The organism is Pseudomonas sp. C11, assembly GCF_034683865.1.
Lineage (GTDB): Bacteria > Pseudomonadota > Gammaproteobacteria > Pseudomonadales > Pseudomonadaceae > Aquipseudomonas.
Window position 1 is genome coordinate 630,873 of sequence record NZ_JAWIIP010000001.1, and the last position, 25,782, is coordinate 656,654.

Genomic DNA, 25,782 nt, shown 5'->3' on the forward strand with positions numbered 1-25,782 from the left:
GTCTACCGCCTCGCGCTGGCGGGCGGCCACATCTTCCAGTTCCTGGGCGACGCCGGCAGAGCTGCTCGAACTGCTGTGGATGCTCCCTGCCGCATGGCCGATGCTGAGGATCATGTCGCGAATGGCGGAGAGAAACTGATTGAACCAGCCCGCCAGCTGCGCAGTTTCATCACGGCCGCGTACGGCCAGCTCCTTGGTCAGATCACCCTCGCCCTGGGCGATACCTTCCAGGCCACTGGTCACCGCCTGGATCGGCCGCACGATCATGCCGGCGAACAGCGCGCCCAGAGCGGCGAAGGCCAGTGCCACGATGGCAGCCAGGGAGACGATGATCCAGGTCATGCGCGTCGCGCCAGCCATCACCTCGCTCTTCTTGATCAGGCCGACGAACTGCCAGCCCAGTTTGTCCGAGGAATAGACGTTGGCCATGTACGCCTCACCATCGAGGTTCAGCTCGACCGAACCGCTGCGCGTAGCCGCCAGCTCGGCATAACCGGGGCCGAGATCCTTCAGCGCCTTGAAGTTGTGCTCGGGCTGGCTTGGATCGACCAGCACGGTGCCGTTGCGCTCCATCAGCATCAGATAGCCACTGTCGCCGAGCTTGATCTGCTTGACGATGTCGGTGAGCTGACGCAAGGAGACGTCGATGTTCACCACCCCGCCCTGCTGCCCCAGACGATTGGCAAAGCTGCGCACGGTGCTGACCAGCACCACGTCGTCGGCCGCCCAGTAGTAGGCCTCGGTACGCAAAGTCTTGTCCGGCTGAGCCATCGCCCGCTGGTACCAGGGACGCGTGCGCGGATCATAGTTGCTCAGGTTCGGATCACCCGGCCAGAACACGTAGCCGCCCTCACTGGTACCCAGCGATACATAGGCATAGGCCGGATGGCTTGCTGCGAACCCGGCGAACAAGTCGAACAGGGCACGATCCTGCTCGCCTTCCGGCTGGCTGGCGGCATCGGCGGAGATGTAGCGTTTGACGCCTGCGTCGATACCCGCCAGTTGCGGGTGCTTGGCCAGATAATCGACGTTCTGCTCGATGCTTTCGAAGAACAGGCGCATGGCATTTTCCACCTGCCGAATCTCGCGTCCGCTGCTATCGATGAAATCCTCGCTGGCTGCCTGGCGCAGATTCACCACCACCAGAATCGCGACCAGAATCACTGGAAGGCTGGCGATGGCCGCAAACGTCATCACCAGTTTGTGCTTGATGCTCATGAGCTGTCCTTTGTGTTTAGGAGCAATCGGAACCCTTGCAGATATTCCGTATTATGGTATACCAATATATAGCGATCCGCGCCGCCTTGCATAGCGCCTGAACCCGACAGCGGAGTCACCCATCGAGAAGCGCAGCGCACGCTTCCCACCAGCCGGTCGAACACGACCCAACAGACTTGAGGACAGCAGCATGAAATTCTCTTTGTTCGTTCACATGGAGCGCTACGACGAGCAGGTTGGCCATCGCCAGCTCTTCGATGAGCTCACCGAACTGACGCTCATGGCCGAGGCCGGCGGCTTCTCCACCGTGTGGATCGGCGAACACCACGCCATGGAGTACACCATCTCCCCCAGCCCCATGCCGCTGCTGGCCTACCTGGCCGCCCGCACCACCACCATTCGCCTCGGCGCCGGCACCATCATCGCGCCGTTCTGGCACCCCATCCGCGTAGCCGGTGAATGCGCCCTGCTCGACGTGATCAGCAACGGGCGCATGGAAGTCGGCCTGGCCCGCGGCGCCTACCAGTACGAATTCGACCGCATGATGAACGGCATGCCCGCCACCGACGGCGGCAAGTACCTGCGCGAGATGGTGCCGGTGGTCAAGGCCCTGTGGCAGGGCGATGTCGCCCACGAAGGCGAGATCTGGAAGTTCCCCACCTCCACCTCCTCACCTCGCCCGCTGCAGCAACCGACTCCACCGATGTGGATCGCCGCACGCGACCCGGACTCGCACAACTTCGCCGTGGCCAATGGTTGCAACGTCATGGTCACGCCGCTGATGAAAGGCGACGAAGAAGTCGTGGATCTTAAAAACAAGTTCGAAAATGCCCTGGCCAACAATCCGCACGTGCCGCGCCCGCAACTGATGGTGCTGCGCCACACCCACGTGCACACGGCGGACGACCCGGATGGCTGGAAAATCGGCGCCGAAGCGATCTCGCGCTTCTACCGCACCTTCGACGCCTGGTTCGGCAACAAGCAGACGCCCGTCAACGGCCTGTTGGCGCCGAGCCCGGAAGAGAAATTCAAGGAGCGCCCGGAGTTCGAGCTGGAGAGCATCCGCAAGAACACCATGATCGGCACGCCTGAAGAAATCATCGCGCGTATCCGCCACTACCAGGAACTGGGCGTCGACGAATTCAGCTTCTGGGCCGACAACAGCCTGCCCTACGCCGAGAAGAAGAAGTCGCTGGAACTGTTCATCGAGCACGTGGTGCCGGCGTTCCGCTGATCACCGTCACACGCAATATCGACGCCCGCCATGGCTCACGCCTGGCGGGCGTTTTCGTTTGACAGAGGCAGAATATTGCAGGCAGACAGCGACTGACGCGCCATGGCATTCAGCGGCGATACAAGAGTCTGGGGGAGTAGCGAGATGGAGGCGAACCCTACCAGCCACACCCCGGCACACGATGTTCCCGCTGTGGCTGCTCCCTTCCGGGCCTGACCAGGTTCACGGGTAATCGTTGCGAGGGGACCGGCAGGGCCCACCATAACGAAGCCCGTCATTGCGACGGGCCGCGCCATTGTAACGACTAAATGCAAACTTACAACCGCCTCAAGCACTTAGATGCGAGAGGTGGCTTACTCAGACGCGGAAACGCCCCACCAGTTGAGCCAGCCCATGGGACAGCTCCGACAGGTGACGGCTGGCCACGGTGCTGTGCTCGGAGGTTTGCGCGGCCTCGTTGGAGAGATCGCGGATATCGCTGATGTTGCGCGCGATTTCTTCGGTGACGCTGCTCTGTTCTTCACAGGCGGTGGCGATCTGCGCTGCCATGTCATTGATGCGCTGCACCGAGTCCCCGGTCATGCTCAGGGCCTGATCGACCCCGGCGGCCTGTTCGACACTCTGCCGTGCCCGCTCGCTGCCGGTGTGGGTCGCCTTGACCGCGTTCTGCACGCCGATCTGCAGACGCTCGATCATGCCCTGGATGTCCTTGGTGGACTCCTGGGTGCGAGCGGCCAGCGCCCTTACCTCATCGGCCACCACGGCGAAACCGCGCCCCTGCTCGCCAGCACGCGCCGCTTCGATGGCCGCGTTGAGCGCCAGCAGGTTGGTCTGCTCGGCAATGCCCTTGATCACGGCCAGTACGGCGCCGATGCTCGCAGCTTCCTGCTCCAGGGTCTGGATGGTCGAAGACGCGCTTTCCACCTCCTGGGCCAACTGCCGAATGGAACTGATGGTCGCACCGACCACCTGGGCGCCTTCGCGGGACTGTTGCTCGGCATTGCGCGCAGCGTCGGCCGCGTTCTGGGCATTGCGCGCGACCTCGTGAACCGCCGCACTCATTTCCGTCGCGGCCGTGCTGACCTGGTCGACCGCAGCGTGCTCGCTGCTGATCAGTCGATCATTGGCAGCTGCCAGACCGGCGAGGTTCTTCGCCGAATCGGCGACTTCGTCGGTCACACGTCCCACTTCCTTGATCAGCGGTTGCAGCTTGTCGAGGAAGCGGTTGAAGGCCTGGCTGAGCTGGCCCAACTCGTCCTTGGACAGCACATCGAGACGCACACGCAGATCACCGTCACCATCGGCGATCTGCTCGATGCGATGCAGCAGGTTGTGCAGCGGCCGGGTCACCAGCAGCGGGAAGCCAACCACCAGCAACAGGCACACGGCCAGGCCAAAGGCGATGACCAGGCTTTGTTGCCAGGTCAGATCCTCACCATGGGCGATCGCTGCGGTACCGACGGCGTTGGCCGCACTGTCTTCCAGCTCGCCCAGTTTATTGATGACATCGCGCATGGAGTCGAACTGCGTCTCGCTGTCGCCGAAGCTGAGGCGACTGGCCGCTTCAGGATCAGATGAGCTGAGCTGCAGAACCTTCAGCGAGGTGGCCTTCCACAAGACGAAGCCCCGGTCGAAATCGGCCACCAGCCCCATGGCTTCGCTGCCCGGCTGCATGGCAGCGAACTTGTGTACACGGTCATAGGCCTGCTGCAGGTTCTCGGTATGGGCCGCCAGCAGATCGTTGATGTGATCGCTAGCGCCTTCATCGAGCAGGCTGCGCTCGGCAACGAATGCCTGGTACAGATCCCGGTCGGCATTGAGCAGCAGGCTGATGCTTGGCAGATGGCGATTGGTCAGGGTCGTGGTGGACTCGGCTACCTGGGTGATACCCCGTATGCCAAGCACACCCATGGCCACCAGCAGGGCCGCCAGAAGCAGAATAGGTAGAGCTATTTTCCAGCGGAAGCCTAGGTCGGCGAAGGTGCGCAGCATGATTGCACTCCGATATCAATCAGGTAACAAAAAGCATAGTCGAGGTTGGCAAACTTTCGTTGTGCCTGGCTGCGATCCTAGGCGTGAATGCTTAGCCCTTTGTTAAGCCTTCCCCTGGATGTCGGGCATTTTTATCCCGCGGCTGGAACCACGCGCCTCGGTGCGACACTAAGCCCTATCGGAAAGAGCGCTGCTCGCTCTCCCGAACCACGGCCTTTGTGCTAGCTTTCCCGGCGTTTTCGGTCGCACCTTCGCTTCGAGCGCGCCGAACCCCTCACCTGCATACGGAGTTACATCATGGCAATCACCAAAGACCAACTGATCAGCGACCTGGCCGAAGCCGTTTCCCTGCCCAAAGCCAGCGTGCGCAGCCTGATCGATCAGTTGGGCGAGATCGTCGGCGACGCACTGGAAAACGACGGTGAGATCACCCTGCCGGGCATCGGCAAGCTGAAGGTGAGCGAGCGCCCGGCCCGTACCGGCCGCAACCCGCAGACCGGCAAGAGCATCGAGATCGCCGCCAAGAAGGTGATCAAGCTGGTGCCGGCCAAGGCTCTGAGCGACAGCCTGAACTGATTGCTAGGCTTTGTACGAAAAGTGCCTGCGCTCGGTGATGCTTCGTTAAAAACGGGTTCGGAATGCTCATTTACAGCTCGTAAACTCGAATGCGAGCCCAGTCCGTTCCTCACACGTTTTTGCGGGGCCGCCATCGGTATCGCCTGACCTTCGCTCGACGACTTCTCGTACAAACCCCAGTCTGGCCGCGATCATTTCAGGATCGCGGCCATCCCTCCGCGCTCAGCGCCTCACTGAGCCAAGACTTCGACGCTACCGCGCATCCCGGCCTGGTAGTGACCTGCGATCAGGCAGGCGAACTCGAAGCGCCCCGCCCGGTTGAACGTCCAGATCATCTCGCCCTGCTGCGCCGGCTCGACGTGAGCCATGTAGGCCTCACCGTGCATCATCCCGGATTGCTTGAGCATGGCCTCGGCATGTTCATCCAGGGTCTGCCGGGTACCGAGCACGAACTCATGCATCAGCTTGCCGTCGTTGTGGTGGACGAAACGAATGGTTTCGCCCTGCTTGATCTGCACTGTCTCGGGGGTGAAGCGCATGCGATCGTCCATGCGAATCTCGATGGTGCGATCCACCTGGTCGGCACGCCCGGCGATGCCCCAGGGCTTTTGCTCCGCAGCCGGCTCGTGCTGCATGTGCATCGAGCCATGGTCTTCGTGGCCTCCGGCCTGGGCGAAAACCTGGCCGCTGATAAGCAGTCCGCTCATGAACAAAGCAGGAAAAACGATGATGTGTCGCATCAGGATGTTGTCTCCAATCGTGTGATCCGGGTGCCGCCGGCACGCCGGTGCGCAGCAGCCGCAAGTTAGCTGCGGCACGCTGAAAGTCAGGAATCGATCAGAACGACAAGTGCCGTGGAGGACGCTCGGGCGTATCGAGGATCACCCCGGACAAGCGCGGGCTGGCCATCGATGCCGGTGCCAGGCCAACGCCATCGCGCGGCGGGACTAATGGCTGAGCCAGGGCCATAGCGCTCACGCAGAGCACACAGAGGCTGCAGGTACCTGGCTTGAAATGGAGATGACTGGCGCCCTGCACTTGCTTGGCCATGCCCCCGTGATCCATACGCATGGAACACTCAGCGTGAGTTGCCGGAGCTTGCCGCATGCCAAGCGCCACCTGGACCTGCATCGGCAGAACCAGGATCAGCAAGAGAAGCAGCGCGGTATGCAGCCGGTTGCGCATGGGCGATATCGACAACCTACGAAGGTGGCGAGGATTATCACGCCAGCCACGGTTCTCTCCAAGCCCGTTCAGCAACTTATTGAGAACCGTGCCGGACGTGTCATCAACCGAGCATGGTCACATGCCGTGGATGGCTGGCGACCCGCTCGAGCCAGGCGCGAATGGCCGGGAAGGCCTCGAGGCTGAAACCGCCCTCGTCCGCCACATGGGTATAGGCGTACAGGGCGATATCGGCGATGGAGTACTGCTCACCAACCAGATACGGCGTGCGCTCCAGTTGCTTTTCCATCACCCTCAGCGCCTTGTAGCCGAGCACCAGGCAGCGCGCGTGCTCTTCGCGGCGTGCCTCCGGCATACCCAGATAGAGCTGGATGAAGCGCGCCACCGCCACATAGGGCTCGTGGCTGTATTGCTCGAAGAATTGCCACTGCAGCACCTGGGTGCGCAGGCGCGGCTCGCTGGGCAGGAACTCGCTGCCATCGGCGAGGAAATTGAGGATGGCGTTGGACTCCCACAGGCAGGTGCCGTCTTCCAGCTCCAACACCGGAATCTTGCCGTTGGGATTCTTCGCCAGGAAGGCTTCGCTCTGCGTCTCGCCCTTGAGAATATCGATGGCAATCCACTGGTACTCCTTGCCCAGCAGATGCAGCATCAGCTTGACCTTGTAGCAGTTGCCCGAACGGTAATCACCGTAGACCTTGAACATCGCGTTGCCCTCCCTATCAATCCTCGCGGCCAATTGGCCGCCAATCCCCTGTTCTGGTAGGAGCGGATTTATCCGCGAAAATCGCGACTGAAAGGCAATGCCGCCCAGCCGCTCCTACATAAACCAATCAATCACACACCCTGCGCTTCGCGGATCACCGCCGCCAGGCGGCGCAGCCCCTCGCCCAGGCGCTCCGGCGCCACGTGACTGAAGTTCAGGCGCAGATGGCCGGGGTTGGCGTCCGGATCGATGAAGAACGGCTCGCCCGGCATGAAGGCGACGTTCTGCGCCAGCGCCGCATCGAGCAGCGTGCGGGTATCCAGCGGCTGCTTGAGAGTCAGCCAGAAGAACAGCCCGCCCTGCGGGATTTCCCAGGTGGCCAGCTCGCCGAAGTGCTCCACCAGCGCGCTCTGCATGGCGTCACGGCGCACGCGGTAGAAGTCGCGCAGCTCGGCCAGGTGACCGCGATACTGCTCGCTGCCCAGCCACTGCAGCGCCTGCCACTGACCGATACGGTTGGTGTGCAGATCCGCCGACTGTTTCAGGCGCAGCAGGTGCGGGAACAGATCCGGCGTGGCGATCAGGTAGCCCACGCGCAGCCCCGGCAGCAGAGTCTTGGAGACGGTGCCGGTGTAGATCCAGCTGGCCTTCTTCAGGCGGTTGACGATGGGCGTGGCGCTGCCGGCATCGAACACCAGCTCGCGGTACGGTTCGTCTTCGATCAGGGTCACGCCGAACTCGTCGAGCAGCGCCGCCACGGCATCGCGCTTGGCTTCGCTATAACGGGTGGCGGACGGATTCTGGAAGGTCGGAATCAGGTAGGCGAAGGCCGGCTTGTGGTTTTCCAGACGCTGACGCAGCGCGGCCAGCTCGGGGCCGTCGGCCTCCTGCGGCACGCTGATGCAATCGGCGCCGAACAGTTGGAAGGCTTGCAATGCAGCCAGGTAGGTCGGCGCCTCGAGCAAGACTTCGGTGCCCGGGTCGATGAACAGCTTGGAGGCCAGATCCAGCGTCTGCTGCGAACCGCTAACGATCAACACCTGACTGGCTTCACAGGGCACGCCCAACGCCCGTGCCTCGGCGGCGATGGCCTCGCGCAGCGCCGGCTCACCCTCGCTCATGCCGTATTGGCCCATGCTCGCCGGCATCTCGGCCCAGTCCACCTTCGGCAGCATCGGCTCGGCCGGCAGGCCACCGGCGAAGGACATCACCTCGGGGCGCTGCGCCGCGGCAAGGATTTCACGGATCAGGGAGCTTTTCAGGCGGGCGATGCGTTCGGAGAAGGCCATGGGGTGTCCTGGGGTGCCAAAGTCGGAAAATTAAGTCAAACTGCTTGACCGAAATTACGCCGCCGCCCAGAGATACGTCAATATGACTGACCTAAAAAATTTCCCCGAGAAATTTTTATCGGCGCCCAGTGACTGCCCGCAAGGTAGCCGCCAGGGATCGCCAGCGCTCAAGCATGCGGCAGCTCAGCAAGCGGCCATGGAAGCCTTTTTCTTCGGCTACCAGGCCTTCACCGCCAAGCCTGACGAGATGCTGGCCAAGCGCGGCCTGTCGCGCGTGCACCATCGCATTCTGTTCTTCATCGCCAAATATCCGGGGCTGAACATGACCGAGCTGCTCGGCTACCTGGGCGTGAGCAAGCAGGCGCTGAACACGCCGCTGCGACAACTGATCGAGATGAATCTGGTGCGCAGCGAAGCGGCGGCGGACGACAAACGCAAGCGCCTGCTGGGTTTTACGCCCGAAGGCGCCAAGCTGGAACAGGCCCTGCGCCGCGAGCAGGCGCGCCTGCTGCAGCGGGTCTTCGATGAGATGGGTGAAGACGCGGTGAACGGCTGGCTGGCGGTCAACCGGGCATTGGCACGCGGCCGCCAGTAATCGCGCGCATCAGTCCAGCTCACGGGCGGCGCGCAGAAACACCAGTGCCATCGCCACGCCGCTGGCCAGCAGGGGCAGCATCGACAACACGATGAACACCACGCTGGCCAGCAGAACGCCGCCGACGATGTTCATCCAGGCCATCACCCGCAATGACGGATACGGCACGCTCACGCGCAACAGCCGTACCCCCAGCCAGACCATGCTGCCGCCCATCAGCACCAGCAGCGCGATGTACACCAGGGTGATGGGGTTGAGCCCCTCGAACAGCCGCGCGCCCAGCCAGAAATCCATCATGCCCAGGATCAGGCTCAGCCCCACCAGCAGCCAAACCGGTTTACCCAGGCCGCTGGCGGCGAAGCGCTGCTCGATCAGCGCCTTGAACCGCATCAGCAGGTAACAGCCGACCAATACCAGCACGGCGCTCATCCAGTCGCTGTAGCGGGTCAGCGCGGCCACTTCGCTATCGCTGAGCCAGGCACTGGCGAACATCAGCAGCACCAGCACCGCGTTGCCCAGCGTCGCCACCAGCGCCAGCATGGCCAGCACCTGCAACTGGCGCCGACTCCAACCAGCCAAGACAGGCTGCATGGGCGCATCGAGCAATTCGACCTGCGGCGCGCTGAAGGGATTGTCCGGCTGCATGCTCGGCTCCACGGCAGAAAACCCGAGGCTAACCAGCCTGAGGGCAATTGGCCAGACTGTACGGCTCATCACGCCGATGGCTGTACCGCGACGGCGGGCGGCCGGCGCAATAGGCTGATGCTCGCTCAACGGAGAACCCCCATGACCGCCGAACTGTTGCTGGCTTTCGTCGCCTTCGCCCTCGTCACCTCCATCACCCCCGGCCCGAACAACATGATGTTGCTAGCCTCCGGGGTGAACTTCGGCATTCGCCGCAGCCTGCCGCACATGCTCGGCATCAGCCTGGGCTTCATGGTGCTGGTGATCGCTGTGGGCATGGGCCTGGGTCAGTTGTTCGAGCGCCTGCCCGTGCTGCATGAGGTGCTGCGCTACGTCGGCGCCGCCTATCTGCTGTACCTGGCCTGGAAGATCGCCCAGTCCGGCGCACCGCAGGGGCGTGACACGCCAAGCGCCAGGCCCTTCACCTTCCTGCAGGCCGCAGCATTCCAGTGGGTCAATCCCAAGGCCTGGATCATGGCCATCGGCGCCATCACCACCTACACGCCGCATGAAGGCTTCTTCACCAACGTGCTGCTGATCGCCGCCCTGTTCGCCCTGGTCAACTGCCCCAGCGTTGGCCTGTGGACGGTGGCCGGCAGTCTGCTGCGCAAGTGGCTGGACAACCCGCGCGCACTGCGCGCCTTCAACATCGGTATGGCGCTGCTCTTGGTCGCCTCGCTGTACCCCATCGTCATCGATACAGGACTGTTCTGATGCAAGACGCAACCCTCCCCCGCCTGCGCCCACTGAGCGATAGTTCTACTTCGTCGGTCGTGGCCGGTTTCATCGCCATGCTCACCGGCTACACCAGCTCGCTGGTGCTGATGTTCCAGGCCGGCCAGGCCGCAGGGCTGAGCAGCGGGCAGATTTCCTCCTGGATCTGGGCGCTGTCGATCGGCATGGCGCTGTGCTGCATCGTGCTGTCGTTGCGCTACCGCGCGCCGGTAATGATCGCCTGGTCGACGCCCGGCGCGGCGCTGCTGATCACCAGCCTGCCACAGGTGTCCTACGGCGAGGCCATTGGCGCCTATATCCTGGCCTCCGGGTTGATCGTGCTGATCGGCCTGACCGGCACCTTCGACCGCCTGATGCGCCGCATCCCCGCCTCCATCGCCGCGGCCCTGCTGGCTGGCGTGCTGTTCAAGATCGGCCTGGAAATCTGCAACGCCGCCGAGCAGCAGCCCTGGCTGGTACTGGCCATGCTGCTCGCCTACCTGTTCGGCAAGCGCCTGTGGCCGCGCTATGCGGTGCTCGCCGCGCTGATCGTCGGCAGCGTGCTCGCCGGCGTGTTTGGCCTGCTGAATTTCAGCGACTTCCATCTGGAACTGGCCACGCCGCAGTGGACTACGCCGAGCTTCTCGCTGGCGGCCGCCATCAGCATCGGCATCCCGCTGTTCATCGTCGCCATGGCCTCGCAGAACCTGCCGGGCATGGCCGTGCTGCGCGCCAATGGTTACGACGTACCGGCCTCGCCGCTGCTGACCAGCACCGGCCTGGTGTCGGTGCTGATGGCGCCGTTCGGCAGCCACGGCATTCACATGGCGGCAATCAGCGCGGCGATCTGCGCAGGCCCCGAGGCGCATGAAGACCCGCGCAAGCGCTACACCGCAGCGGTTTGGTGCGGGGTGTTCTACGGCATCGCCGGCATCTTCGGCGCCACCCTGGCGGCGCTGTTCGCCGCATTGCCGGCGGCGTTGATCCTGTCCATCGCCGCGCTGGCGCTGTTCGCCTCGATCATCGGCGGCCTGACCCAGGCCATGAGCGAGCCGAACGAGCGCGAAGCAGCGCTGGTGACCTTCCTCGTCACCGCCTCGGGCATGACCCTGCTCGGCGTCGGCTCGGCGTTCTGGGGCATCGTCGCCGGCCTGCTGACCCTGACGGTGCTCACGGCAGGCAAGCGCGCGGCCTAAGCCTTGCACAGACGACAAAGGCGCCCTCGGGCGCCTTTGTCGTTTCTACCGTCAGCCGATCAGATCGCCGTTGCTCCACCATCCACTGCCAGGGCATGGCCGGTGGTGAAGGCGGCGTGGTCGCTGCACAGGTAAAGCACCGCAGCGGCGATTTCCTCCACCTTGCCGATACGCCCGACCGGGTGCATCGCGGCGGCGAACTCGGCCTTGCGCGGGTCGGCCTCATGGGCGCGGCGGAACATATCGGTATCAATCACCGCCGGGCACACGGCGTTGACGCGAATTTTCTTCTTCGCGTATTCGACCGCCGCCGACTTGGTCAGGCCGATTACCGCATGCTTGGAAGCTGCGTAAATGCTCATCTTCGGCGCCGCGCCAAGACCTGCAACCGAAGACGTGTTAACGATGGCGCCACCGCCCTGCGCCAGCAGCAGCGGAATCTGGTGCTTCATGCACAGCCACACGCCCTTGACGTTGACACCCATGATGGCGTCGAACTCGGCCTCGCTACCGTCAGCCAGCTTGCCCTGCTCGATCTCGATACCGGCGTTGTTGAAGGCGTAATCCAAGCGGCCATAAGCCTCGACGGTCGCGGCCATCAGCGCCTGCACCTCGGCGTCGCGGGTCACGTCGCAGCGTACGAACAACGCCTCGCCACCGGCGGCGCGAATCAGCTCGACGGTGCCCTCGCCGCCTGTGGCGTCGACATCGGAGACCACCACCTTGAGGCCTTCAGCCGCGAAGGCCTGGGCGGTGGCGCGGCCGATGCCGGCGGCACCACCCGTGACCAGGGCGACCTGGCCGGAGAACGTCATGCTCATGTCTGCTTCCTCGCAGCGATTGGAGATCGCGACGAGTCTAGCCAGCAAGCCAGACGGCGAGCAGCACTATCAGGCGTTGGAGTGATCGATCATGCAGCAGGCTGATGGCGTAGCCACTCAGCCCTGTAGTTCAGCGACCACAGCCGCCAGCGCCTGCGCCGGATCGGCGGCCTGGCTGATCGGGCGGCCGATCACCAGGTAGTCGGAGCCGGCGTCCAGCGCCTGGCGCGGGGTGAGGATGCGCTTCTGGTCGTCAGCGCTGCTACCAGCCGGACGAATCCCCGGCGTGACCAGTTGCAGGCGCGGCTGCGCGACCTTGAGCGCCGGAGCTTCCTGTGCGGAGCAGACCAGACCATCGAGCCCGGCATCGGCCGCCAGACCGGCCAGGCGCAGCACCTGCTCCTGCGGCGGCACGTCCAGGCCGATACCGGCCAGATCCTGCTGTTCCATGCTGGTCAGCACCGTCACACCGATCAGCAGCGGCTTGGCGCCGCTCAGCTTGTCCAGCTCGTTGCGGCAGGCCGTCATCATGCGCAGGCCGCCGGAGCAATGCACGTTGACCATCCACACACCCAGCTCGGCCGCGGCCTTGACGGCCATGGCGGTGGTGTTGGGGATGTCGTGGAATTTCAGATCGAGAAACAGCTCGAAGCCCTTGGCCTGCAGCGCTTCGACCACCTGCGGGCCGCTGCGGGTGAACAGCTCCTTGCCCACCTTGACCCGGCACAGCGCCGGATCGAGCCGGTCGGCCAGGGCCAGGGCAGCGTCGGAGCTGGGAAAGTCGAGGGCAACGATGATCGGGGTCTGGCAGGCAGGCATGGGCAGGTCTCGGACAGGACAAAAACGCCGCGCATTGTAGCGCAAAGCTCGCCGGCACTGGTCGCGACTGAAGCCCCTGTACAGGCAAGGCCGTAGGGGAAATATGCTGGGGGATTCTGTAGGAGCGAGCTCTGCTCGCTCCTACCGGGTTGGTCACAACAGAACCCTAGGCCCAGGCCTATCAGGCAATCAGACGTTCGCGCAAACGTCCGAGCATGCCCATCAGGCTGCCGACCTTTTCCTGCTCACGCTCATCGCGCGGCACTTCGGCCAGGCGGGTGACCACCTGTTGCGGCTGTGCGCGCCAGATCAGCGTCTGCTCGGCAGCGGCCTTGAGCCCCTTCTCGAACAGGCCTCGGCGCACCGGCTTGGGCAGATAACGAAAGATCTGCGCTTCGTTTACCAGGCGCAGCAACGCCTGGGTGTCCTGGAACGGCGTGACCACCAGGCTGAGCAGGCGCGGATGCGCCTGGGCCAGGGTCTTGAGCAATGGCGCGGTGTCCTCGCCGGCCAGTTTCAGGTCGCTGACCAGGATGTCCACCGCCTCGCTATTGAGCTGCAGCATGGCCTCGGCCAGGTTGCGTGCGCGCAGCAGACGATGCCCACCGGCCACACAAAACTCATCGAGCACCGCCAGGGTATCGGCCTCGTCATCGAGCGACAGCACGGTCAGCGGAGCGGACAAGGTGCGGCTGTCCGGGATCTGCGCGGGCTGCGCCTGACGCATCGCCAGCTCGGCGGCCTGGCGCAGGGTGAAGGCCATTTCCTGCTGATCCCAAGGCTTGGTCAGGTAGCGGAAGATGCCACCGTTGTTCAGCGCATCGACGGCGGCATCCAGATCGGAGTAGCCCGTCAGCAGGATACGCAGGGTGTTCGGTGCGATCTCGCGGGCCTCGGCCAACAGTTGCGCGCCCGTCATCTGCGGCATGCGCTGGTCGCTCACCAGCACATGCACGGACTCCTCGCGCAGGCGCTGCAGGGCACGTTGCGGATCACTCTCGGTGAGCACCTCGTAGTGCCGGCGGAACTGCATGGCGAGGCTGCGCAGGATGCGTTCCTCGTCATCGACGAAGAGGATTCGAACGGGTGCGGTCATCTCAGGCGCTCCTTTTCATGGCGACGGCGGTGGGTAGCGGCAGGCTGATGAGAAAGCGCGTGCCACGACCGGGTTCGGACGCCACGCGGATCTGCCCGCCGTGGTCGCGCACGATCTTGTAGCTGATCGACAAACCCAGGCCGGTGCCCTGGCCGACCGGCTTGGTGGTGAAGAAGGGATCGAAGATCTTCGCCATGACCTCGGGCGGCATGCCGCGTCCGTTGTCCTGCAACGAGATGTGGATGCCCTGCTCGTCCGCCCAACTGCGAATCTGGACGCGCCCCAAGCCATCGATGGCCTGCGCGGCGTTGGTCAGCAGGTTGAGCAGCACCTGGTTGATCTGCGAAGGCGCGCAGGCAATGCGCGGCAAGTCGCCGAGTTGCTGCACCACCTCGGCCTTGTCCTTGATGTGGTTGCGGGCGATCAACAAGGCGCTGCGGATGCAGTCGTTGAGGTCGACCTCTTCGCTCATGGCGCGATCGACGCGGGCAAAGTCCTTGAGCCCGACCACCAGCTCGGCGATCTGCTCCAGGCCGTACAGGGTATCGCCGTAAAGCTGCTGCAGATCCTCGGCGAGCAGCTCCGGCGCAGCCTGCTGGCGGGCTTGCTCGGCGGCTTGCAGGGCTTCGCCCAGGCGGGTTTCATCGCACGCGGGGTCGTTCAGGCACTGGCCCAGGCGGGCTTGCGCAGCCGCCAGGTCGAATAGCGGCTCGCTCAACTCGCGCAGCAGTTGCACGTTGTTCTTCACGTAGCCCAGCGGCGTGTTCAGTTCATGGGCGACGCCGGCGACCATCTGCCCCAGCGAGGCCATCTTTTCCGACTGCAGCAGTTGCGCCTGCGATTCCTTGAGATCCACCAGCGCCTGGCGTAGCACCCGATTACGCTGGGCGATGCGCGCCTCCATGGCCTTGAGCAGGTCGAGCACGGTGCCCAGGCCGCAGTAACGGCCCTGCTCGTCAACGAGGATGAAGTCCTCGGTGATCGGGTACTGCAATTGCCCGGTGACCTGCTTGGCTGCTACCTCCAGATCCGCCTCCAGGCTGACGATCAGCGGTGCATCGTTCATCACCTCGCTGACCGGATGACGCCCACGCAGGTCGCGGCCGAAACGCTGCATGAAGATGTCCTGCAGGCGCGTGCGGCTGACCAGACCAACCGGCTGGCCGTCGTCCGCCACCACCGGCAGCGACAGGAACGCCTTGTGCTCGGGCGTCAGCAATTGATCGGCCACTTCACTGATGCTCATCTGCGGCGCCAATGGCGTCACCGGTCGGAGCAGGGACTTCAGAGCGCTGGCACGGCTCATGGGGCGGTCTCTCCCTGTGATCGGAAAGTCGCCATTCAAACAGTGCCAGGTTGCCATCATGTGACAGGCTAACGGTCTTAACGCCACGGCTGAGCCTGCAAAGGCCACGGCAGGCGCCTGACAAGCCGCAGGCGACGAGGTATGGTGGGGCCTTACAGCAACGGAGGAATCGAACATGCCCTGGTATGCCTGGCTCATTCTGATCCTGGCCTTGGGTTCCATCGTCGGCGGCCTGCTGCTCCTGCGCGACACGGCGAAGGAGCTACCGCTGAGCGAGGAGCAGCTCAAGCGCATCCACGAGCGCAACGCCGAGCAGGACGCCAAGGATGCCCGCGAGCGTTGAACCCGCCTGATCTCTACAGCGCGCCACGTGCGCGTCTGTCCTCACATTTAGCCCCGCTGATCCCCGTACTCTGGCTCGGCTTCGGCCTGGCCATCGGCAGCATCGCATACCCAGGCCTGGCAATCGGCGCTGCATTTATCGCGCTGGTGCTGCTGGGCGAGCGCTGGCTACCCGACGGGTTGTGGCGAACGCTGGTGCTGCTTGCCAGCATTGCACTGGCCGCCCATCTTCTGCCCGGTTTCACTGCGAGCGAGCTGTGGCCGCCCCGATTGATCAGCCCGGACGCACCGGCCTATGCCCTGCGTCTGTCCTGGGACAAGGCACTGGTCGGGCTGACGTTGCTGGCGTGGTGGGTAAGCCGTCCCTCCCCGGCCCGGGGCGACTGGCGAGGCGCCGTACCGATCGGCCTCACCACCCTGCTGCTGACGCCGCTGCTGGCGTGGCTCATCGGCGTCGTGGCCTGGCAGCCGAAGTGGCCGGATGGCCTGCTGCTGTGGCTGGCGATCAATCTGGGCGTGGCGATACTCGCCGAGGAATTGCTGTTTCGTGGGCTGTTGCAGCCCGCCTTGATCGCGCGTCTGGGCACCTGGCCAGGTCTACTGCTGACCGCCGCGCTATTCGGCGCCGCGCATCTGCCGTTCAGCCCGGCATTCGCGTTGGTGGCCACACTGGCCGGGCTCGGTTACGGCCTCGCCTTCCAGCGCAGTGGCCAGCTACGCTGGGCCATCGCGCTGCATGCGGGAGTCAATCTGCTTCACTTTCTGCTGCTGAGCTATCCGCTGCGACTGGCATGACGGCGATCTGGTAAGGGTCGAATATCCGTGCCAACTCGCCCTTCTGGCGCAGGCGTTCGAGCAGTTCGGCAAAGGTCTCGGCACTGATCGGCGCCCCTTTGCGAATGAGTGCGTGGTGACGATAGACCTGATCGACGCGCTCGGAGATCAGCAATTGATCTTCATAAGCGGGGTTGCGCACCATGAAATCGTAGAGGTTGGAACGCGTCACCAGGGCAATATCGGCCCGGCCACGCAAGACCATCAGCAGGTTGCTGTCGTGGGAATGGCCGAGGTTGGCGTTGAAGGTCTGGCTCAGGTATTCCGGATCGCTGTTGAACCCGGCGAAGCCGTAGTGATAACCGCGGTACAGCGCCAGACGCTTGCCCAGCAACTGATCGAAATAGTGCTGATCACGCTGCGCCTCGCGATGGGCGACGAACAGTTCGGCATCTTCGAGCCCCATGTCGACGACATCCAGCTCGATGCCCTGCCAGCCCCAGGCCGGGTTCTCGAAAATGGCCATGTCGATACGGCCACGCTGCAGATCGCTGAAACGCCGGACGATTGCCGTCGGCAACATGACGAAGCGGTAGGCATCCTGTTCCCGGTTCAGTGCCTCGAGCAATTCCGGCAGCAAGCCGCTGGACTCCCGCAGGTCAGCCTTGATCACGTAAGGCGGGAAATGTGCCCCACCTACGTGAACGACCTCGGCAGCCAGCACCTCACGAACCAGCAATAGACTCAGTAACGCCAAGCACCTATGAACCCACTGCCACGAATACCGCATGCCCGCTCCTTAAAATCCTTTCCATGCTGGCCAACAGCCTAGCTCGCAAAAAGCTGACCGAGTAGCTGAGATCATGGTGTATGAATGCCGTTGTTCTGTATTGATAAATAGTAGTGCTTCAACAATTTTCTGATGTCTGAATCGTTCAGCAACTGCTTCACCAAGGCGTTCGCCTGCGCCACACCGAGCACGCCATCACGCTGCAACAGCACCTGATGCTGGTAAACCTGATCGGCGCGTTGCGAGATCAACAGGCGCTCGGCATTGAGCGGATTGCGCGCCGCGTACATCTGCAGATAGGAGCGCGTGATGACCGCCACGTCCGCACGCCCCATCAGCACCATGCGCAGGTTGCTGTCGTGCGAATAGGTCATCTGCGCGGCGAAACGCTTGCCGAGAAAATCCGGATCGGCGTTGTAACCGGCAAAGCCGTAGTGATAACCGCGATAAAGCGCCATGCGCTTGTTCGTCAGATCATCGAAGTAAGTCTGCTCGCGCCCGGGCTCGGCCAGGGCCACGTAGAGTTCGGCATCTTCGATGGGCAGGGGAACACTCAGGTGCGGCGTGTCCTGCCAGCCCCACTGGCTGGACTCGAACAGCATGAGGTCGAAACGCCCGGTGCTGAGGTCACGATAGCGCCGGCTCGCCGAGGTCGGCACCAGAACGAAGTGGTAGTCGCTCTGCAGGCGGTTGAGTAATGGCAGCAGATCGACCACCAGCCCACGCGGCTGCACCGATTCCGGGCGAAACAGATAGGGCGGAAAGTCGTAGCCGCCCACACGCACTTCCTGCGCAGCCTGCAGCCAGGAAGGCAACGCCAGCCCTATACAGGCCATGATGGATAAGAAGAACGCGCGCACACTCGACCTCGTCATCACCTAATGAACTGGAGCGTCGACTCGGAGCACATGCCGTGCCCGCGATCATCCCTGTCCACAAAACCTGACCGTTCGGGCCAGGCCAAGGCTTTATCGGCCGAGATGGCAGATCTTGAATTTTCTTGCGCGCTGAGTACCGGATCGCAGCTAGATCAGTAATTCCAGAGGCCGTATTTCATGCCTTGCAGACCAGCGAGAGGGCTTCTTCGGCCAATTGATCGAGAGTCATCGGCCCTTGTGGGCGGAACCAGGTATTGGTCCAGCTCAACGCGCCGGTAAGGAAGCGCCGCTGGATGAACGGGTCGCCCTTGAAATAGCCCGCCTCGCGCGCTTCCCCCAGCACCTGCAACCAGAGTTGTTCATAGGTATCGCGCAAGGCCAGGATCTGCGCCTGCCCTTGCTCCGACAGTGAGCGCCATTCGTACACCAGCACCGCCATGGCCTCTCCGGTACCGCCCATGATCGATTGCAGTTCGCAACGAATCAGCGCCAGCAAGCGCTCACGGGTGTCCTTGGCTTGCGCCAGGGCAGAGCGCATCAGTGCCGTGTTGTAGACGATGGTCTCCTCCATCACTGCGCGGAGGATTTCTTCCTTGCTCTTGAAGTGATGAAAGATACTGCCGGACTGAATGCCGATGGCACTGGCCAGGTCACGCACCGTGGTGCGCTCGTAGCCCTTGCTGCGAAACAGATGGGCCGCCATCTGCAACAGCTTGCCGCGGGCACTCTCCGGATCGGTTATCTGGCCACTCTCCACCAGCGCCTGCATCACCGCCTGGGCATTTTGTTCATCCACGCCGGCTACTCCCCATATTTTTGCCTCACTCGCATTGACCCGAGATTCGAGCATCTGCCAGCAAGTGCTTGTCGTTGTTGGTGAAATTTATGCTCGCCCAGTGAACCAAGCAAGCGCTTGGCCGTACTTTTGGCCAGTTTGCCCTTCTTTCCCACTTTTCAACCAAGCGCTTGCTTGGTAATGTCGACTCACCTTCTCAATGTGTGACGGGCCAATTCCAATGACCAAAACCGTACGCATCGGCTGCGCCTCCGCTTTCTGGGGCGACACCTCCACCGCTGCCGCTCAACTGGTTCGCGGCGCCGACCTGGATTACCTGGTGTTCGACTACCTGGCCGAGATCACCATGTCGATCATGGCCGGCGCCCGTATGAAGAAGCCGGATGACGGCTACGCCCGCGATTTCGTCGAAGTGCTCACGCCGCTTCTGGGCGAACTGGCTGCGAAGAAAACCCGCGTCATCAGCAACGCCGGCGGGGTCAACCCGATGGCCTGCGCCGCCGCCCTGAGCGCCGCCTGCGAGCAAGCCGGGGTGCATCTGAAGATCGCCGTACTACACGGCGACAACCTGCAACCCAAGCTCGGTGAGTTGGTCAAGGCCGGCACCCGCGAGATGTTCACTGGCGCCGCATTGCCGCCCTTCTGCGTCTCGGTTAACGCTTACCTGGGCGCGCCGGGCATCGTCGCCGCGCTGGAACAGGGCGCCGACATCGTCATCACTGGCCGCGTGGTCGACAGCGCCGTGGTCAGCGCCGCTCTGGTACACGAGTTCGGTTGGGCCTGGAGCGACTACGACAAGCTGGCCCAGGCAGCCCTGGCCGGGCACATCATCGAGTGCGGCGCGCAGTGCACCGGTGGCAACTTCACCGACTGGCGCGACGTGCCGGATTACGAGCACATCGGCTTCCCCATCGTCGAAGTCGAGGACGATGGCAGTTTCGTCGTGACCAAGCCGGATGGTTCCGGCGGCTTGGTCACGCCTTTTACCGTTGGCGAGCAGATGCTCTACGAGATTGGCGACCCGCGCGCCTATCTGCTGCCGGACGTGATCTGCGACTTCACCCAGGTCGAGCTGAGCCAAGTCGGCGACAACCGCGTGCAGCTGCAGGGCGCACGCGGCCTGCCGCCCACCGACCAGTACAAGGTCAGCGCCACCCACCCGGACGGTTTCCGCTGCACCGCCAGCTTCCTGCTCGCTGGTATCGATGCGGTGGCCAAGGCCGAACGGGTCAGCGAGGCGATCATCAAGAAGACCGAGGAGATGTTCACCGAGCGCGGCTGGGGCCCTTATCAGGAAGTCAGCGTCGAGCTGCTCGGCAGCGAAGCCACCTATGGCGCCCATGCTCACCGCAAATACAGCCGCGAAGTGGTGGTGAAGATCGCCGTACGACATGCCAAGAAAGAGGCGCTGATCCTCTTCTCCCGCGAGATCGCCCAGGCTGCCACCGGCATGGCACCGGGCCTGACCGGCATCGTCGGCGGCCGCCCCACCGTCTACCCGGTGATCCGCCTGTTCAGCTTCCTGGTGGACAAAAGTGCCTGCGCCCTGAGCGTCGAGATCGACGGCGAGCGCCAGCCGGTCGCCCGGCCCCAGATAGAGGCCTTCGACCCCGCCCAGCTCCGTGCTCCAGCCGCGCTGCCCGTACCCATGGGTGAAGCCGACGCTGCCGTGCCGCTGATCCGCTTAGCCGTAGCCCGCTCCGGCGACAAGGGCAACCACAGCAACATCGGCGTGATGGCCAGAAAGCCCGAATACCTGGCGTGGATCGCTGCTGCGCTCACGCCCGAAGCCGTGGCCAACTGGATGGCGCATACCCTGGACGCCGAGCAGGGCCGCGTCAGCCGCTGGTATCTGCCGGGCAGCCACAGCCTCAACTTCCTATTGGAAAACGCGCTGGGCGGTGGCGGCGTCGCCAGCCTGCGCATCGACCCGCAGGGCAAGGCTTTCGCACAACAACTGCTGGAGTTCCCGGTGCCGGTGCCAAGAGCGCTGGCTGAAGCGCTGTAGGTGCTAATCGTAGGGTGGATGACGCTTCATCTATCCACTGGCTTCTGGTGGAAAACGCTTCGCGGTTTTCCACCCTACATGAAGGAGCGGTACGCCGCCCAGCCGCTCCTACGGAACCGAGAAGGACAACAAGAACAATGAGCTACGACTCCGTATTCAAACCTGGCCTGTTCAATGAGCAGACCATCCTAATCACCGGTGGTGGCAGCGGCATCGGCCGCTGCGTGGCCCACGAGCTGGCCTATCTCGGCGCCCATGTGGTGCTGGTCGGACGCAAGCAGGAAAAGCTGGAGAAGACCTGCGCCGAGATCATCGAAGACGGCGGCAGCGCCAGCTTCCAGGTCTGCGACATCCGTGACGAAGACGCCGTGAAGACCATGGTCGGCGCGGTGATCAAGGAACGCGGGCGCATCCACCAGCTTGTGAACAATGCCGGCGGCCAGTTCCCCGCGCCGCTGATCGGCATCAACCAGAAAGGCTTCGAGACCGTGGTACGCACCAACCTGGTGGGCGGTTTTCTGGTGGCCAAGGAAGTCTTCCTGCAGAGCATGAGCAAGCACGGCGGCAGCATCGTCAACATGCTCGCCGACATGTGGGGCGGCATGCCCGGCATGGGCCACTCTGGCGCCGCACGCGCCGGCATGGAGAACTTCACCAAGACCGCCGCCTACGAGTGGGGCCACGCTGGCGTGCGGGTCAACGCCGTGGCGCCGGGCTGGATCGCTTCCAGCGGCATGGACACCTACCCCGAGTCGATGAAGAACATGATCCGCAACCTCAAGGATCACGTGCCGCTGCAGCGCATCGGCAGCGAATCCGAGGTGGCCGCAGCCATCGTCTTCCTGCTCAGCCCAGGCGCCAACTTCATCAGCGGCAACACCATTCGCATCGATGGCGCCGCCAGCCAGGGCACCCGTGCCTGGACGCTGGGCAAGGCGAGAAACAGCGAATCCTACAACGGTTTCCACCGGGCCTACATGCCCGATGTACTGAAAGATCAGGAGTAAGACGATGCCCGTGATCCAATCGGAAATCGATGTCCATGGCGAAGCCTTCGCGCAGAACCGCGAAGCCATGCTGGCGGCCATCGCGACCTTCCGCGACGTCGAACAAAAGGTGCTCGACAAGGCGCAGGAAGCCAAGGCCAAGTTCGAGAAGCGCGGCCAATTGCTGCCGCGTGAACGCATCAACCTGCTGCTCGATGCCGGCGCGCCGTTCCTCGAACTGTCCTCACTGGCCGGCTACAAGCTGCACGACGACAAGGATGGCAGTCAGGCCGGCGGCGGCCTGATCGCCGGTATCGGCTACATCGCCGGCGTGCGCTGCCTGGTGATCGCCAACAACAGCGCGATCAAGGGCGGCACCATCTCCCCCACTGGCCTGAAGAAGTCGCTGCGCCTGCAGCAGATAGCCTTCGAGAACAAGCTGCCGGTGGTCACCCTCGCCGAGAGCGGCGGCGCCAACCTCAACTACGCCGCCGACATCTTCGTCGAAGGCGCGCGCGGCTTCGCCAACCAGGCTCGGATGTCGGCCATGGGCCTACCGCAGGTCACCGTGGTGCATGGTTCCAGCACCGCAGGCGGGGCTTATCAGCCGGGCCTGTCGGATTACGTGGTGGTGGTACGCGGCAAGGCCAAGATGTTCCTCGCCGGCCCTCCTCTGCTCAAGGCCGCTACCGGCGAGATCGCCACCGACGAGCAACTCGGCGGCGCCGAGATGCACGCCCAGGTCGCCGGCACCGCCGAGTACCTGGCCGAGAACGACGCCGACGGCGTGCGCCTGGCGCGCGAGATCCTTGGCATGCTGCCGTGGAACCAGCAGTTACCGGCGCGCCCGGCAAAAAGCTGGCGCGAGCCGCTGTACCCAGCCGAGGAGCTGCTCGGCCTGGTGCCGGCCGACGCCAAGAAACCCTACGACGTGCGCGAGATAATCGCGCGCATCGCCGATGGCTCGGAGTTTCTCGACTTCAAGAACGAGTTCGACAGCCAGACCGTCTGCGGCCACCTGCAGATTGAAGGCCAGGCCTGCGGCTTCATCGGCAACAACGGCCCGATCACCCCACAGGGTGCGGCCAAGGCTGCGCAGTTCATCCAGCTGTGCGAGCAGAGCAACACGCCGATCCTGTTCTTCCACAACACCACCGGCTTCATGGTCGGCACCGAGTCCGAGCAGAACGGCGTGATCAAGCACGGCTCGAAGATGATCCAGGCCGTGGCCAACGCCACCGTACCCAAGCTCACCCTCGTCGTCGGCGGCTCCTACGGCGCCGGCAACTACGCCATGTGCGGCCGTGGCCTCGACCCACGCTTCATCTTCGCCTGGCCCAACAGCCGCACCGCCGTGATGGGCGGCGCCCAGGCCGGCAAGGTGCTGCGCATCGTCACCGAGGACAAGCACGCCAAGGAAGGCAAGGAAGCCGATCCGAAAATGCTCGACATGCTCGAGCAAGTCACTGCGCAGAAACTCGACAGCCAGTCCACCGCGCTGTACGGCACCGCCAGCCTGTGGGACGACGGCCTGATCGACCCGCGCGACACCCGCAAACTGCTGGGCTTTTTGCTGGATATCTGCGCCGAAGCCAACCTGCGACCGTTGAAATCCAACCGTTTCGGCGTCGCGAGATTTTAAACGTAGGGCGGGTGAAACCCGCCAAGCATGCGGCGGGTTTCACCCGCCCTACAGACCCATTCGATACGGAGCACAACAACAATGATCTTCACTCAAGAGCACGAAGAACTCCGCCGTACCGTCCGCAACTTCATCGACAAGGAAATCAACCCGCACGTCGATGAGTGGGAAAAGGAAGGCCGCTTCCCCATCCACGACATTTTCAAAAAGGCCGGCGAGCTGGGCCTGCTGGGCATCTCCAAGCCGGAGAAATTCGGTGGCATGGGCCTGGACTACAGCTACTCCATCGTCGCCGCCGAAGAGTTCGGCACCATCCATTGCGGCGGCATCCCGATGTCCATCGGCGTGCAAACCGACATGTGCACCCCTGCCCTGGCGCGCTTCGGCTCCGACGAGCTGCGCGAAGAGTTCCTCCGTCCGGCCATCACCGGCGAGATGGTCGGCTGCATCGGCGTCTCCGAGGTCGGCGCCGGCTCTGACGTAGCGGGTCTGAAGACCACTGCGCGCAAGGACGGCGACGACTACGTGATCAACGGCAGCAAGATGTGGATCACCAACTCGCCGTCGGCCGACTTCATCTGCCTGCTGGCCAACACCAGCGACGACAAGCCACACGTCAACAAGTCGCTGATCGTGGTGCCGATGAAGACGCCGGGCATCACCGTCAGCCCGCATCTGGACAAACTCGGCATGCGCAGCTCCGAGACCGCCCAGGTGTTCTTCGACAACGTGCGCGTGCCGCAGCGCTATCGCATCGGCCACGAAGGCGCCGGTTTCATGATGCAGATGCTGCAGTTCCAGGAAGAGCGCCTGTTCGGCGCGGCTAACATCATCAAGGGGCTGGAATACTGCATCGACACCACCATCGACTACTGCAAGCAGCGCCAGACCTTTGGCCAGCCATTGATCGACAACCAGGTCATCCACTTCCGCCTGGCCGAACTGCAAACCGACATCGAATGCCTGCGCGCGCTGGTCTACCAGGCCACCGAGCAGTACGTAAAAGGTCGTGATGTAACCAAGCTGGCCTCGATGGCCAAGCTCAAGGCCGGCCGCCTGGGCCGCGAAGTGTCAGATGCCTGCCTGCAGTACTGGGGCGGCATGGGTTTCATGTGGGACAACCCGGTGTCGCGCGCCTACCGCGACGTGCGCCTGGTCAGCATCGGCGGCGGCGCCGACGAAATCATGCTCGGCATCATCTGCAAGCTGATGGGCATCCTTCCTGGCAAGAAGAAGGGCTAATCCGTAGGGCGGGTGAAACCCGCCACTCAAACCGTTGCGGCGGGTTTCACCCGCCCTACACCGAGGCTATGCGATGAACGATCTGCCCCACTGCGAAACCCTGCTGCTGAACTCCGTCGGTGGCGTGCTGCACGTCACCCTAAACCGGCCGGACAGTCGCAACGCCATGAGCCTGGCGATGGTCGGCGAACTGCGCGCCACGCTGGAGGCCGTGCGTCATGATTCGAACGTGCGCGCCCTCGTTCTGCGCGGCGCTGGCGGCCATTTCTGCGCCGGCGGCGATATCAAGGACATGGCCGGCGCCCGCGCCAAAGGTGGCGACGCCTACCGCGAGCTGAACCGCGCCTTCGGTGCGCTGCTGGAAGAGGCCCAGGCCGCACCGCAGGTACTGGTTGCCGTGCTGGAAGGCGCCGTGCTCGGCGGCGGCTTCGGCCTGGCATGCGTATCCGACGTGGCCATCGCCGCCAGCGGCGCCAAGTTCGGCCTGCCGGAAACCACGCTGGGCATCCTCCCGGCGCAGATCGCCCCCTTCGTGGTGCGGCGCATCGGCCTGACCCAGGCGCGCCGTCTGGCCCTGACTGCAGCCCGCTTCGACGGAGCCGAAGCCCTGCGCCTGGGCCTGGTGCACTACTGCGAGCAGGATGAAGCTGCCCTGCAACAGCGCCTGGACGAGACCCTGGAGCAAATTCGTCAGTGTGCGCCACAGGCCAATGCCCAGACCAAGGCCCTGCTGCTGGCCAGCGAACGCGAAGCCCTTGGCCCGCTGCTCGACCGCGCGGCCGAACAGTTCGCCGCCGCCGTGACCGGCGCAGAGGGTGTCGAAGGCACCATGGCCTTCGTGCAGAAGCGCAAGCCGAAGTGGGCGCAATGATGGATTGGACGGACTGACATGA

Annotated in this window: 25 protein-coding genes, 1 other RNA gene and 2 pseudogenes; 12 read left to right on the top strand and 16 right to left on the bottom strand. The window is 63.7% G+C overall.

The genetic code is table 11. From position 1 onward, the window contains the following. Positions 1-126: 126 nt before the first annotated feature. Positions 127-1,218: pseudogene (locus tag VC352_RS25285) on the bottom strand (cache domain-containing protein); the annotation flags it as partial. A 190-nt stretch (positions 1,219-1,408) separates the two neighbouring features. Here VC352_RS25285 and VC352_RS02885 point away from each other — a divergent pair. Next, positions 1,409-2,452 (top strand): LLM class flavin-dependent oxidoreductase, encoded by a 1,044-nt coding sequence (locus VC352_RS02885; RefSeq protein ID WP_322978066.1) that lies wholly within the window; start codon positions 1,409-1,411, stop codon positions 2,450-2,452. Positions 2,453-2,607: 155 nt separating this feature from the next. On the opposite strand, the gene ffs is transcribed toward VC352_RS02885, so the two are convergent. From ffs to VC352_RS25295, 3 genes and pseudogenes are all read right to left on the bottom strand, one after another. Next, positions 2,608-2,704, bottom strand: an RNA gene (gene ffs, locus VC352_RS02890) — signal recognition particle sRNA small type. 105 nt (positions 2,705-2,809) lie between these two features. Next, entirely contained in the window at positions 2,810-3,514 is a 705-nt protein-coding gene (locus VC352_RS25290) for a methyl-accepting chemotaxis protein (RefSeq protein WP_416340071.1), read from the bottom strand. A 153-nt stretch (positions 3,515-3,667) separates the two neighbouring features. Next, positions 3,668-4,444, bottom strand: a pseudogene (locus tag VC352_RS25295) (MCP four helix bundle domain-containing protein); the annotation flags it as partial. A 297-nt stretch (positions 4,445-4,741) separates the two neighbouring features. On the opposite strand from VC352_RS25295, the gene VC352_RS02900 reads away from it, so the two are divergent. Beyond that, complete coding sequence (locus VC352_RS02900) at positions 4,742-5,020, top strand: HU family DNA-binding protein (RefSeq protein WP_322978068.1); 279 nt, start codon at positions 4,742-4,744, stop codon at positions 5,018-5,020. A 230-nt stretch (positions 5,021-5,250) separates the two neighbouring features. On the opposite strand, the gene VC352_RS02905 is transcribed toward VC352_RS02900, so the two are convergent. The 4 genes from VC352_RS02905 to VC352_RS02920 all read right to left on the bottom strand — a co-directional run bounded on the left by VC352_RS02905 (position 5,251) and on the right by VC352_RS02920 (position 8,200). Next, positions 5,251-5,727 (bottom strand): cupredoxin family protein, encoded by a 477-nt coding sequence (locus VC352_RS02905; protein WP_322978069.1) that lies wholly within the window; start codon positions 5,725-5,727, stop codon positions 5,251-5,253. A 130-nt stretch (positions 5,728-5,857) separates the two neighbouring features. Continuing rightward, entirely contained in the window at positions 5,858-6,070 is a 213-nt protein-coding gene (locus VC352_RS02910; RefSeq protein ID WP_322978070.1) for a hypothetical protein, read from the bottom strand. Positions 6,071-6,308: 238 nt separating this feature from the next. Beyond that, a complete protein-coding gene (locus VC352_RS02915; RefSeq protein ID WP_322978071.1) occupies positions 6,309-6,911 on the bottom strand; it encodes a glutathione S-transferase family protein in 603 nt (200 codons plus the stop codon). 131 nt (positions 6,912-7,042) lie between these two features. Next, positions 7,043-8,200: a PLP-dependent aminotransferase family protein gene (locus VC352_RS02920; protein WP_322978072.1), complete on the bottom strand. Its 1,158-nt coding sequence runs from the start codon at positions 8,198-8,200 to the stop codon at positions 7,043-7,045. A gap of 82 nt (positions 8,201-8,282) precedes the next feature. Between VC352_RS02920 and VC352_RS02925 the strand changes: the two genes are divergently transcribed. Further along, a complete protein-coding gene (locus VC352_RS02925) occupies positions 8,283-8,795 on the top strand; it encodes a MarR family transcriptional regulator (RefSeq protein WP_322978073.1) in 513 nt (170 codons plus the stop codon). Between the two features lie 9 nt (positions 8,796-8,804). On the opposite strand, the gene VC352_RS02930 is transcribed toward VC352_RS02925, so the two are convergent. Beyond that, positions 8,805-9,440 (bottom strand): hypothetical protein, encoded by a 636-nt coding sequence (locus VC352_RS02930; RefSeq protein WP_322978074.1) that lies wholly within the window; start codon positions 9,438-9,440, stop codon positions 8,805-8,807. A gap of 141 nt (positions 9,441-9,581) precedes the next feature. On the opposite strand from VC352_RS02930, the gene VC352_RS02935 reads away from it, so the two are divergent. Together VC352_RS02935 and VC352_RS02940 are read left to right on the top strand one after the other, a co-directional pair. Continuing rightward, entirely contained in the window at positions 9,582-10,193 is a 612-nt protein-coding gene (locus VC352_RS02935; RefSeq protein ID WP_322978075.1) for a LysE family translocator, read from the top strand. Next, a complete protein-coding gene (locus tag VC352_RS02940; protein WP_322978076.1) occupies positions 10,193-11,389 on the top strand; it encodes a benzoate/H(+) symporter BenE family transporter in 1,197 nt (398 codons plus the stop codon). The genes VC352_RS02935 and VC352_RS02940 overlap by 1 nt, the downstream gene beginning before the upstream one ends. Before the next feature lie 59 nt (positions 11,390-11,448). Here the strand turns inward: VC352_RS02940 and VC352_RS02945 are convergent, their stop codons facing one another. The 4 genes from VC352_RS02945 to VC352_RS02960 all read right to left on the bottom strand — a co-directional run bounded on the left by VC352_RS02945 (position 11,449) and on the right by VC352_RS02960 (position 15,431). Then, positions 11,449-12,210, bottom strand: coding sequence for an SDR family oxidoreductase (locus VC352_RS02945; RefSeq protein ID WP_322978077.1), 762 nt, complete (start codon positions 12,208-12,210; stop codon positions 11,449-11,451). A gap of 117 nt (positions 12,211-12,327) precedes the next feature. Further along, positions 12,328-13,029, bottom strand: a complete 702-nt coding sequence (gene pyrF, locus VC352_RS02950) for an orotidine-5'-phosphate decarboxylase (RefSeq protein ID WP_322978078.1) — start codon at positions 13,027-13,029, stop codon at positions 12,328-12,330. Between the two features lie 181 nt (positions 13,030-13,210). Continuing rightward, positions 13,211-14,125: a response regulator gene (locus VC352_RS02955; protein WP_322978079.1), complete on the bottom strand. Its 915-nt coding sequence runs from the start codon at positions 14,123-14,125 to the stop codon at positions 13,211-13,213. 1 nt (position 14,126) lies between these two features. Next, complete coding sequence (locus VC352_RS02960; RefSeq protein WP_322978080.1) at positions 14,127-15,431, bottom strand: ATP-binding protein; 1,305 nt, start codon at positions 15,429-15,431, stop codon at positions 14,127-14,129. Between the two features lie 175 nt (positions 15,432-15,606). On the opposite strand from VC352_RS02960, the gene VC352_RS02965 reads away from it, so the two are divergent. Next, on the top strand, positions 15,607-15,774 hold the full coding sequence (locus tag VC352_RS02965) for a DUF2897 family protein (RefSeq protein ID WP_322978081.1): 168 nt from the start codon (positions 15,607-15,609) through the stop codon (positions 15,772-15,774). Positions 15,775-15,809: 35 nt separating this feature from the next. Beyond that, positions 15,810-16,568 carry a lysostaphin resistance A-like protein gene (locus tag VC352_RS02970; RefSeq protein WP_416340072.1) on the top strand — a complete coding sequence of 253 codons (759 nt, stop codon included), beginning with the start codon at positions 15,810-15,812 and terminating at the stop codon, positions 16,566-16,568. On the opposite strand, the gene VC352_RS02975 is transcribed toward VC352_RS02970, so the two are convergent. The 3 genes from VC352_RS02975 to VC352_RS02985 form a co-directional block, all read right to left on the bottom strand. After that, positions 16,519-17,337 carry a transporter substrate-binding domain-containing protein gene (locus VC352_RS02975; RefSeq protein WP_322978082.1) on the bottom strand — a complete coding sequence of 273 codons (819 nt, stop codon included), beginning with the start codon at positions 17,335-17,337 and terminating at the stop codon, positions 16,519-16,521. The two genes, VC352_RS02970 and VC352_RS02975, sit on opposite strands and share 50 nt — an antisense overlap. A gap of 71 nt (positions 17,338-17,408) precedes the next feature. After that, entirely contained in the window at positions 17,409-18,197 is a 789-nt protein-coding gene (locus VC352_RS02980; protein ID WP_322978083.1) for an ABC transporter substrate-binding protein, read from the bottom strand. A gap of 193 nt (positions 18,198-18,390) precedes the next feature. After that, a complete protein-coding gene (locus VC352_RS02985) occupies positions 18,391-19,011 on the bottom strand; it encodes a TetR/AcrR family transcriptional regulator (protein ID WP_322978084.1) in 621 nt (206 codons plus the stop codon). Positions 19,012-19,231: 220 nt separating this feature from the next. Between VC352_RS02985 and VC352_RS02990 the strand changes: the two genes are divergently transcribed. The 5 genes from VC352_RS02990 (at position 19,232) to atuE (ending at position 25,760) form a co-directional block, all read left to right on the top strand. Next, entirely contained in the window at positions 19,232-21,019 is a 1,788-nt protein-coding gene (locus VC352_RS02990) for an acyclic terpene utilization AtuA family protein (protein ID WP_322978085.1), read from the top strand. A gap of 137 nt (positions 21,020-21,156) precedes the next feature. Continuing rightward, a complete protein-coding gene (locus tag VC352_RS02995; RefSeq protein ID WP_322978086.1) occupies positions 21,157-22,026 on the top strand; it encodes an SDR family oxidoreductase in 870 nt (289 codons plus the stop codon). Positions 22,027-22,030: 4 nt separating this feature from the next. Further along, positions 22,031-23,647: a geranyl-CoA carboxylase subunit beta gene (gene atuC, locus VC352_RS03000; RefSeq protein WP_322978087.1), complete on the top strand. Its 1,617-nt coding sequence runs from the start codon at positions 22,031-22,033 to the stop codon at positions 23,645-23,647. A gap of 81 nt (positions 23,648-23,728) precedes the next feature. Continuing rightward, the gene (gene atuD / locus VC352_RS03005) at positions 23,729-24,889 is read left to right on the top strand and encodes a citronellyl-CoA dehydrogenase (RefSeq protein ID WP_183895387.1); all 1,161 of its coding nucleotides are present in this window, start codon (positions 23,729-23,731) and stop codon (positions 24,887-24,889) included. 73 nt (positions 24,890-24,962) lie between these two features. Next, the gene (gene atuE / locus VC352_RS03010; protein WP_322978088.1) at positions 24,963-25,760 is read left to right on the top strand and encodes an isohexenylglutaconyl-CoA hydratase; all 798 of its coding nucleotides are present in this window, start codon (positions 24,963-24,965) and stop codon (positions 25,758-25,760) included. The last annotated feature ends 22 nt before the right edge of the window (positions 25,761-25,782 follow it).

Excerpts from the sequence above, each read along its gene's own strand:
- VC352_RS02885 (WP_322978066.1), top strand. The coding sequence starts at position 1,409 with ATGAAATTCTCTTTGTTCGTTCACATGGAGCGCTACGACGAGCAGGTT.
- VC352_RS25290 (WP_416340071.1), bottom strand. The coding sequence starts at position 3,514 with ATGAGTGCGGCGGTTCACGAGGTCGCGCGCAATGCCCAGAACGCGGCC.
- VC352_RS02900 (WP_322978068.1), top strand. The coding sequence starts at position 4,742 with ATGGCAATCACCAAAGACCAACTGATCAGCGACCTGGCCGAAGCCGTT.
- VC352_RS02905 (WP_322978069.1), bottom strand. The coding sequence starts at position 5,727 with ATGAGCGGACTGCTTATCAGCGGCCAGGTTTTCGCCCAGGCCGGAGGC.
- VC352_RS02910 (WP_322978070.1), bottom strand. The coding sequence starts at position 6,070 with ATGGCCAAGCAAGTGCAGGGCGCCAGTCATCTCCATTTCAAGCCAGGT.
- VC352_RS02915 (WP_322978071.1), bottom strand. The coding sequence starts at position 6,911 with ATGTTCAAGGTCTACGGTGATTACCGTTCGGGCAACTGCTACAAGGTC.
- VC352_RS02920 (WP_322978072.1), bottom strand. The coding sequence starts at position 8,200 with ATGGCCTTCTCCGAACGCATCGCCCGCCTGAAAAGCTCCCTGATCCGT.
- VC352_RS02925 (WP_322978073.1), top strand. The coding sequence starts at position 8,283 with ATGACTGACCTAAAAAATTTCCCCGAGAAATTTTTATCGGCGCCCAGT.
- VC352_RS02930 (WP_322978074.1), bottom strand. The coding sequence starts at position 9,440 with ATGCAGCCGGACAATCCCTTCAGCGCGCCGCAGGTCGAATTGCTCGAT.
- VC352_RS02935 (WP_322978075.1), top strand. The coding sequence starts at position 9,582 with ATGACCGCCGAACTGTTGCTGGCTTTCGTCGCCTTCGCCCTCGTCACC.
- VC352_RS02940 (WP_322978076.1), top strand. The coding sequence starts at position 10,193 with ATGCAAGACGCAACCCTCCCCCGCCTGCGCCCACTGAGCGATAGTTCT.
- VC352_RS02945 (WP_322978077.1), bottom strand. The coding sequence starts at position 12,210 with ATGAGCATGACGTTCTCCGGCCAGGTCGCCCTGGTCACGGGTGGTGCC.
- pyrF (WP_322978078.1), bottom strand. The coding sequence starts at position 13,029 with ATGCCTGCCTGCCAGACCCCGATCATCGTTGCCCTCGACTTTCCCAGC.
- VC352_RS02955 (WP_322978079.1), bottom strand. The coding sequence starts at position 14,125 with ATGACCGCACCCGTTCGAATCCTCTTCGTCGATGACGAGGAACGCATC.
- VC352_RS02960 (WP_322978080.1), bottom strand. The coding sequence starts at position 15,431 with ATGAGCCGTGCCAGCGCTCTGAAGTCCCTGCTCCGACCGGTGACGCCA.
- VC352_RS02965 (WP_322978081.1), top strand. The coding sequence starts at position 15,607 with ATGCCCTGGTATGCCTGGCTCATTCTGATCCTGGCCTTGGGTTCCATC.
- VC352_RS02975 (WP_322978082.1), bottom strand. The coding sequence starts at position 17,337 with ATGCGGTATTCGTGGCAGTGGGTTCATAGGTGCTTGGCGTTACTGAGT.
- VC352_RS02990 (WP_322978085.1), top strand. The coding sequence starts at position 19,232 with ATGACCAAAACCGTACGCATCGGCTGCGCCTCCGCTTTCTGGGGCGAC.
- VC352_RS02995 (WP_322978086.1), top strand. The coding sequence starts at position 21,157 with ATGAGCTACGACTCCGTATTCAAACCTGGCCTGTTCAATGAGCAGACC.
- atuC (WP_322978087.1), top strand. The coding sequence starts at position 22,031 with ATGCCCGTGATCCAATCGGAAATCGATGTCCATGGCGAAGCCTTCGCG.
- atuD (WP_183895387.1), top strand. The coding sequence starts at position 23,729 with ATGATCTTCACTCAAGAGCACGAAGAACTCCGCCGTACCGTCCGCAAC.
- atuE (WP_322978088.1), top strand. The coding sequence starts at position 24,963 with ATGAACGATCTGCCCCACTGCGAAACCCTGCTGCTGAACTCCGTCGGT.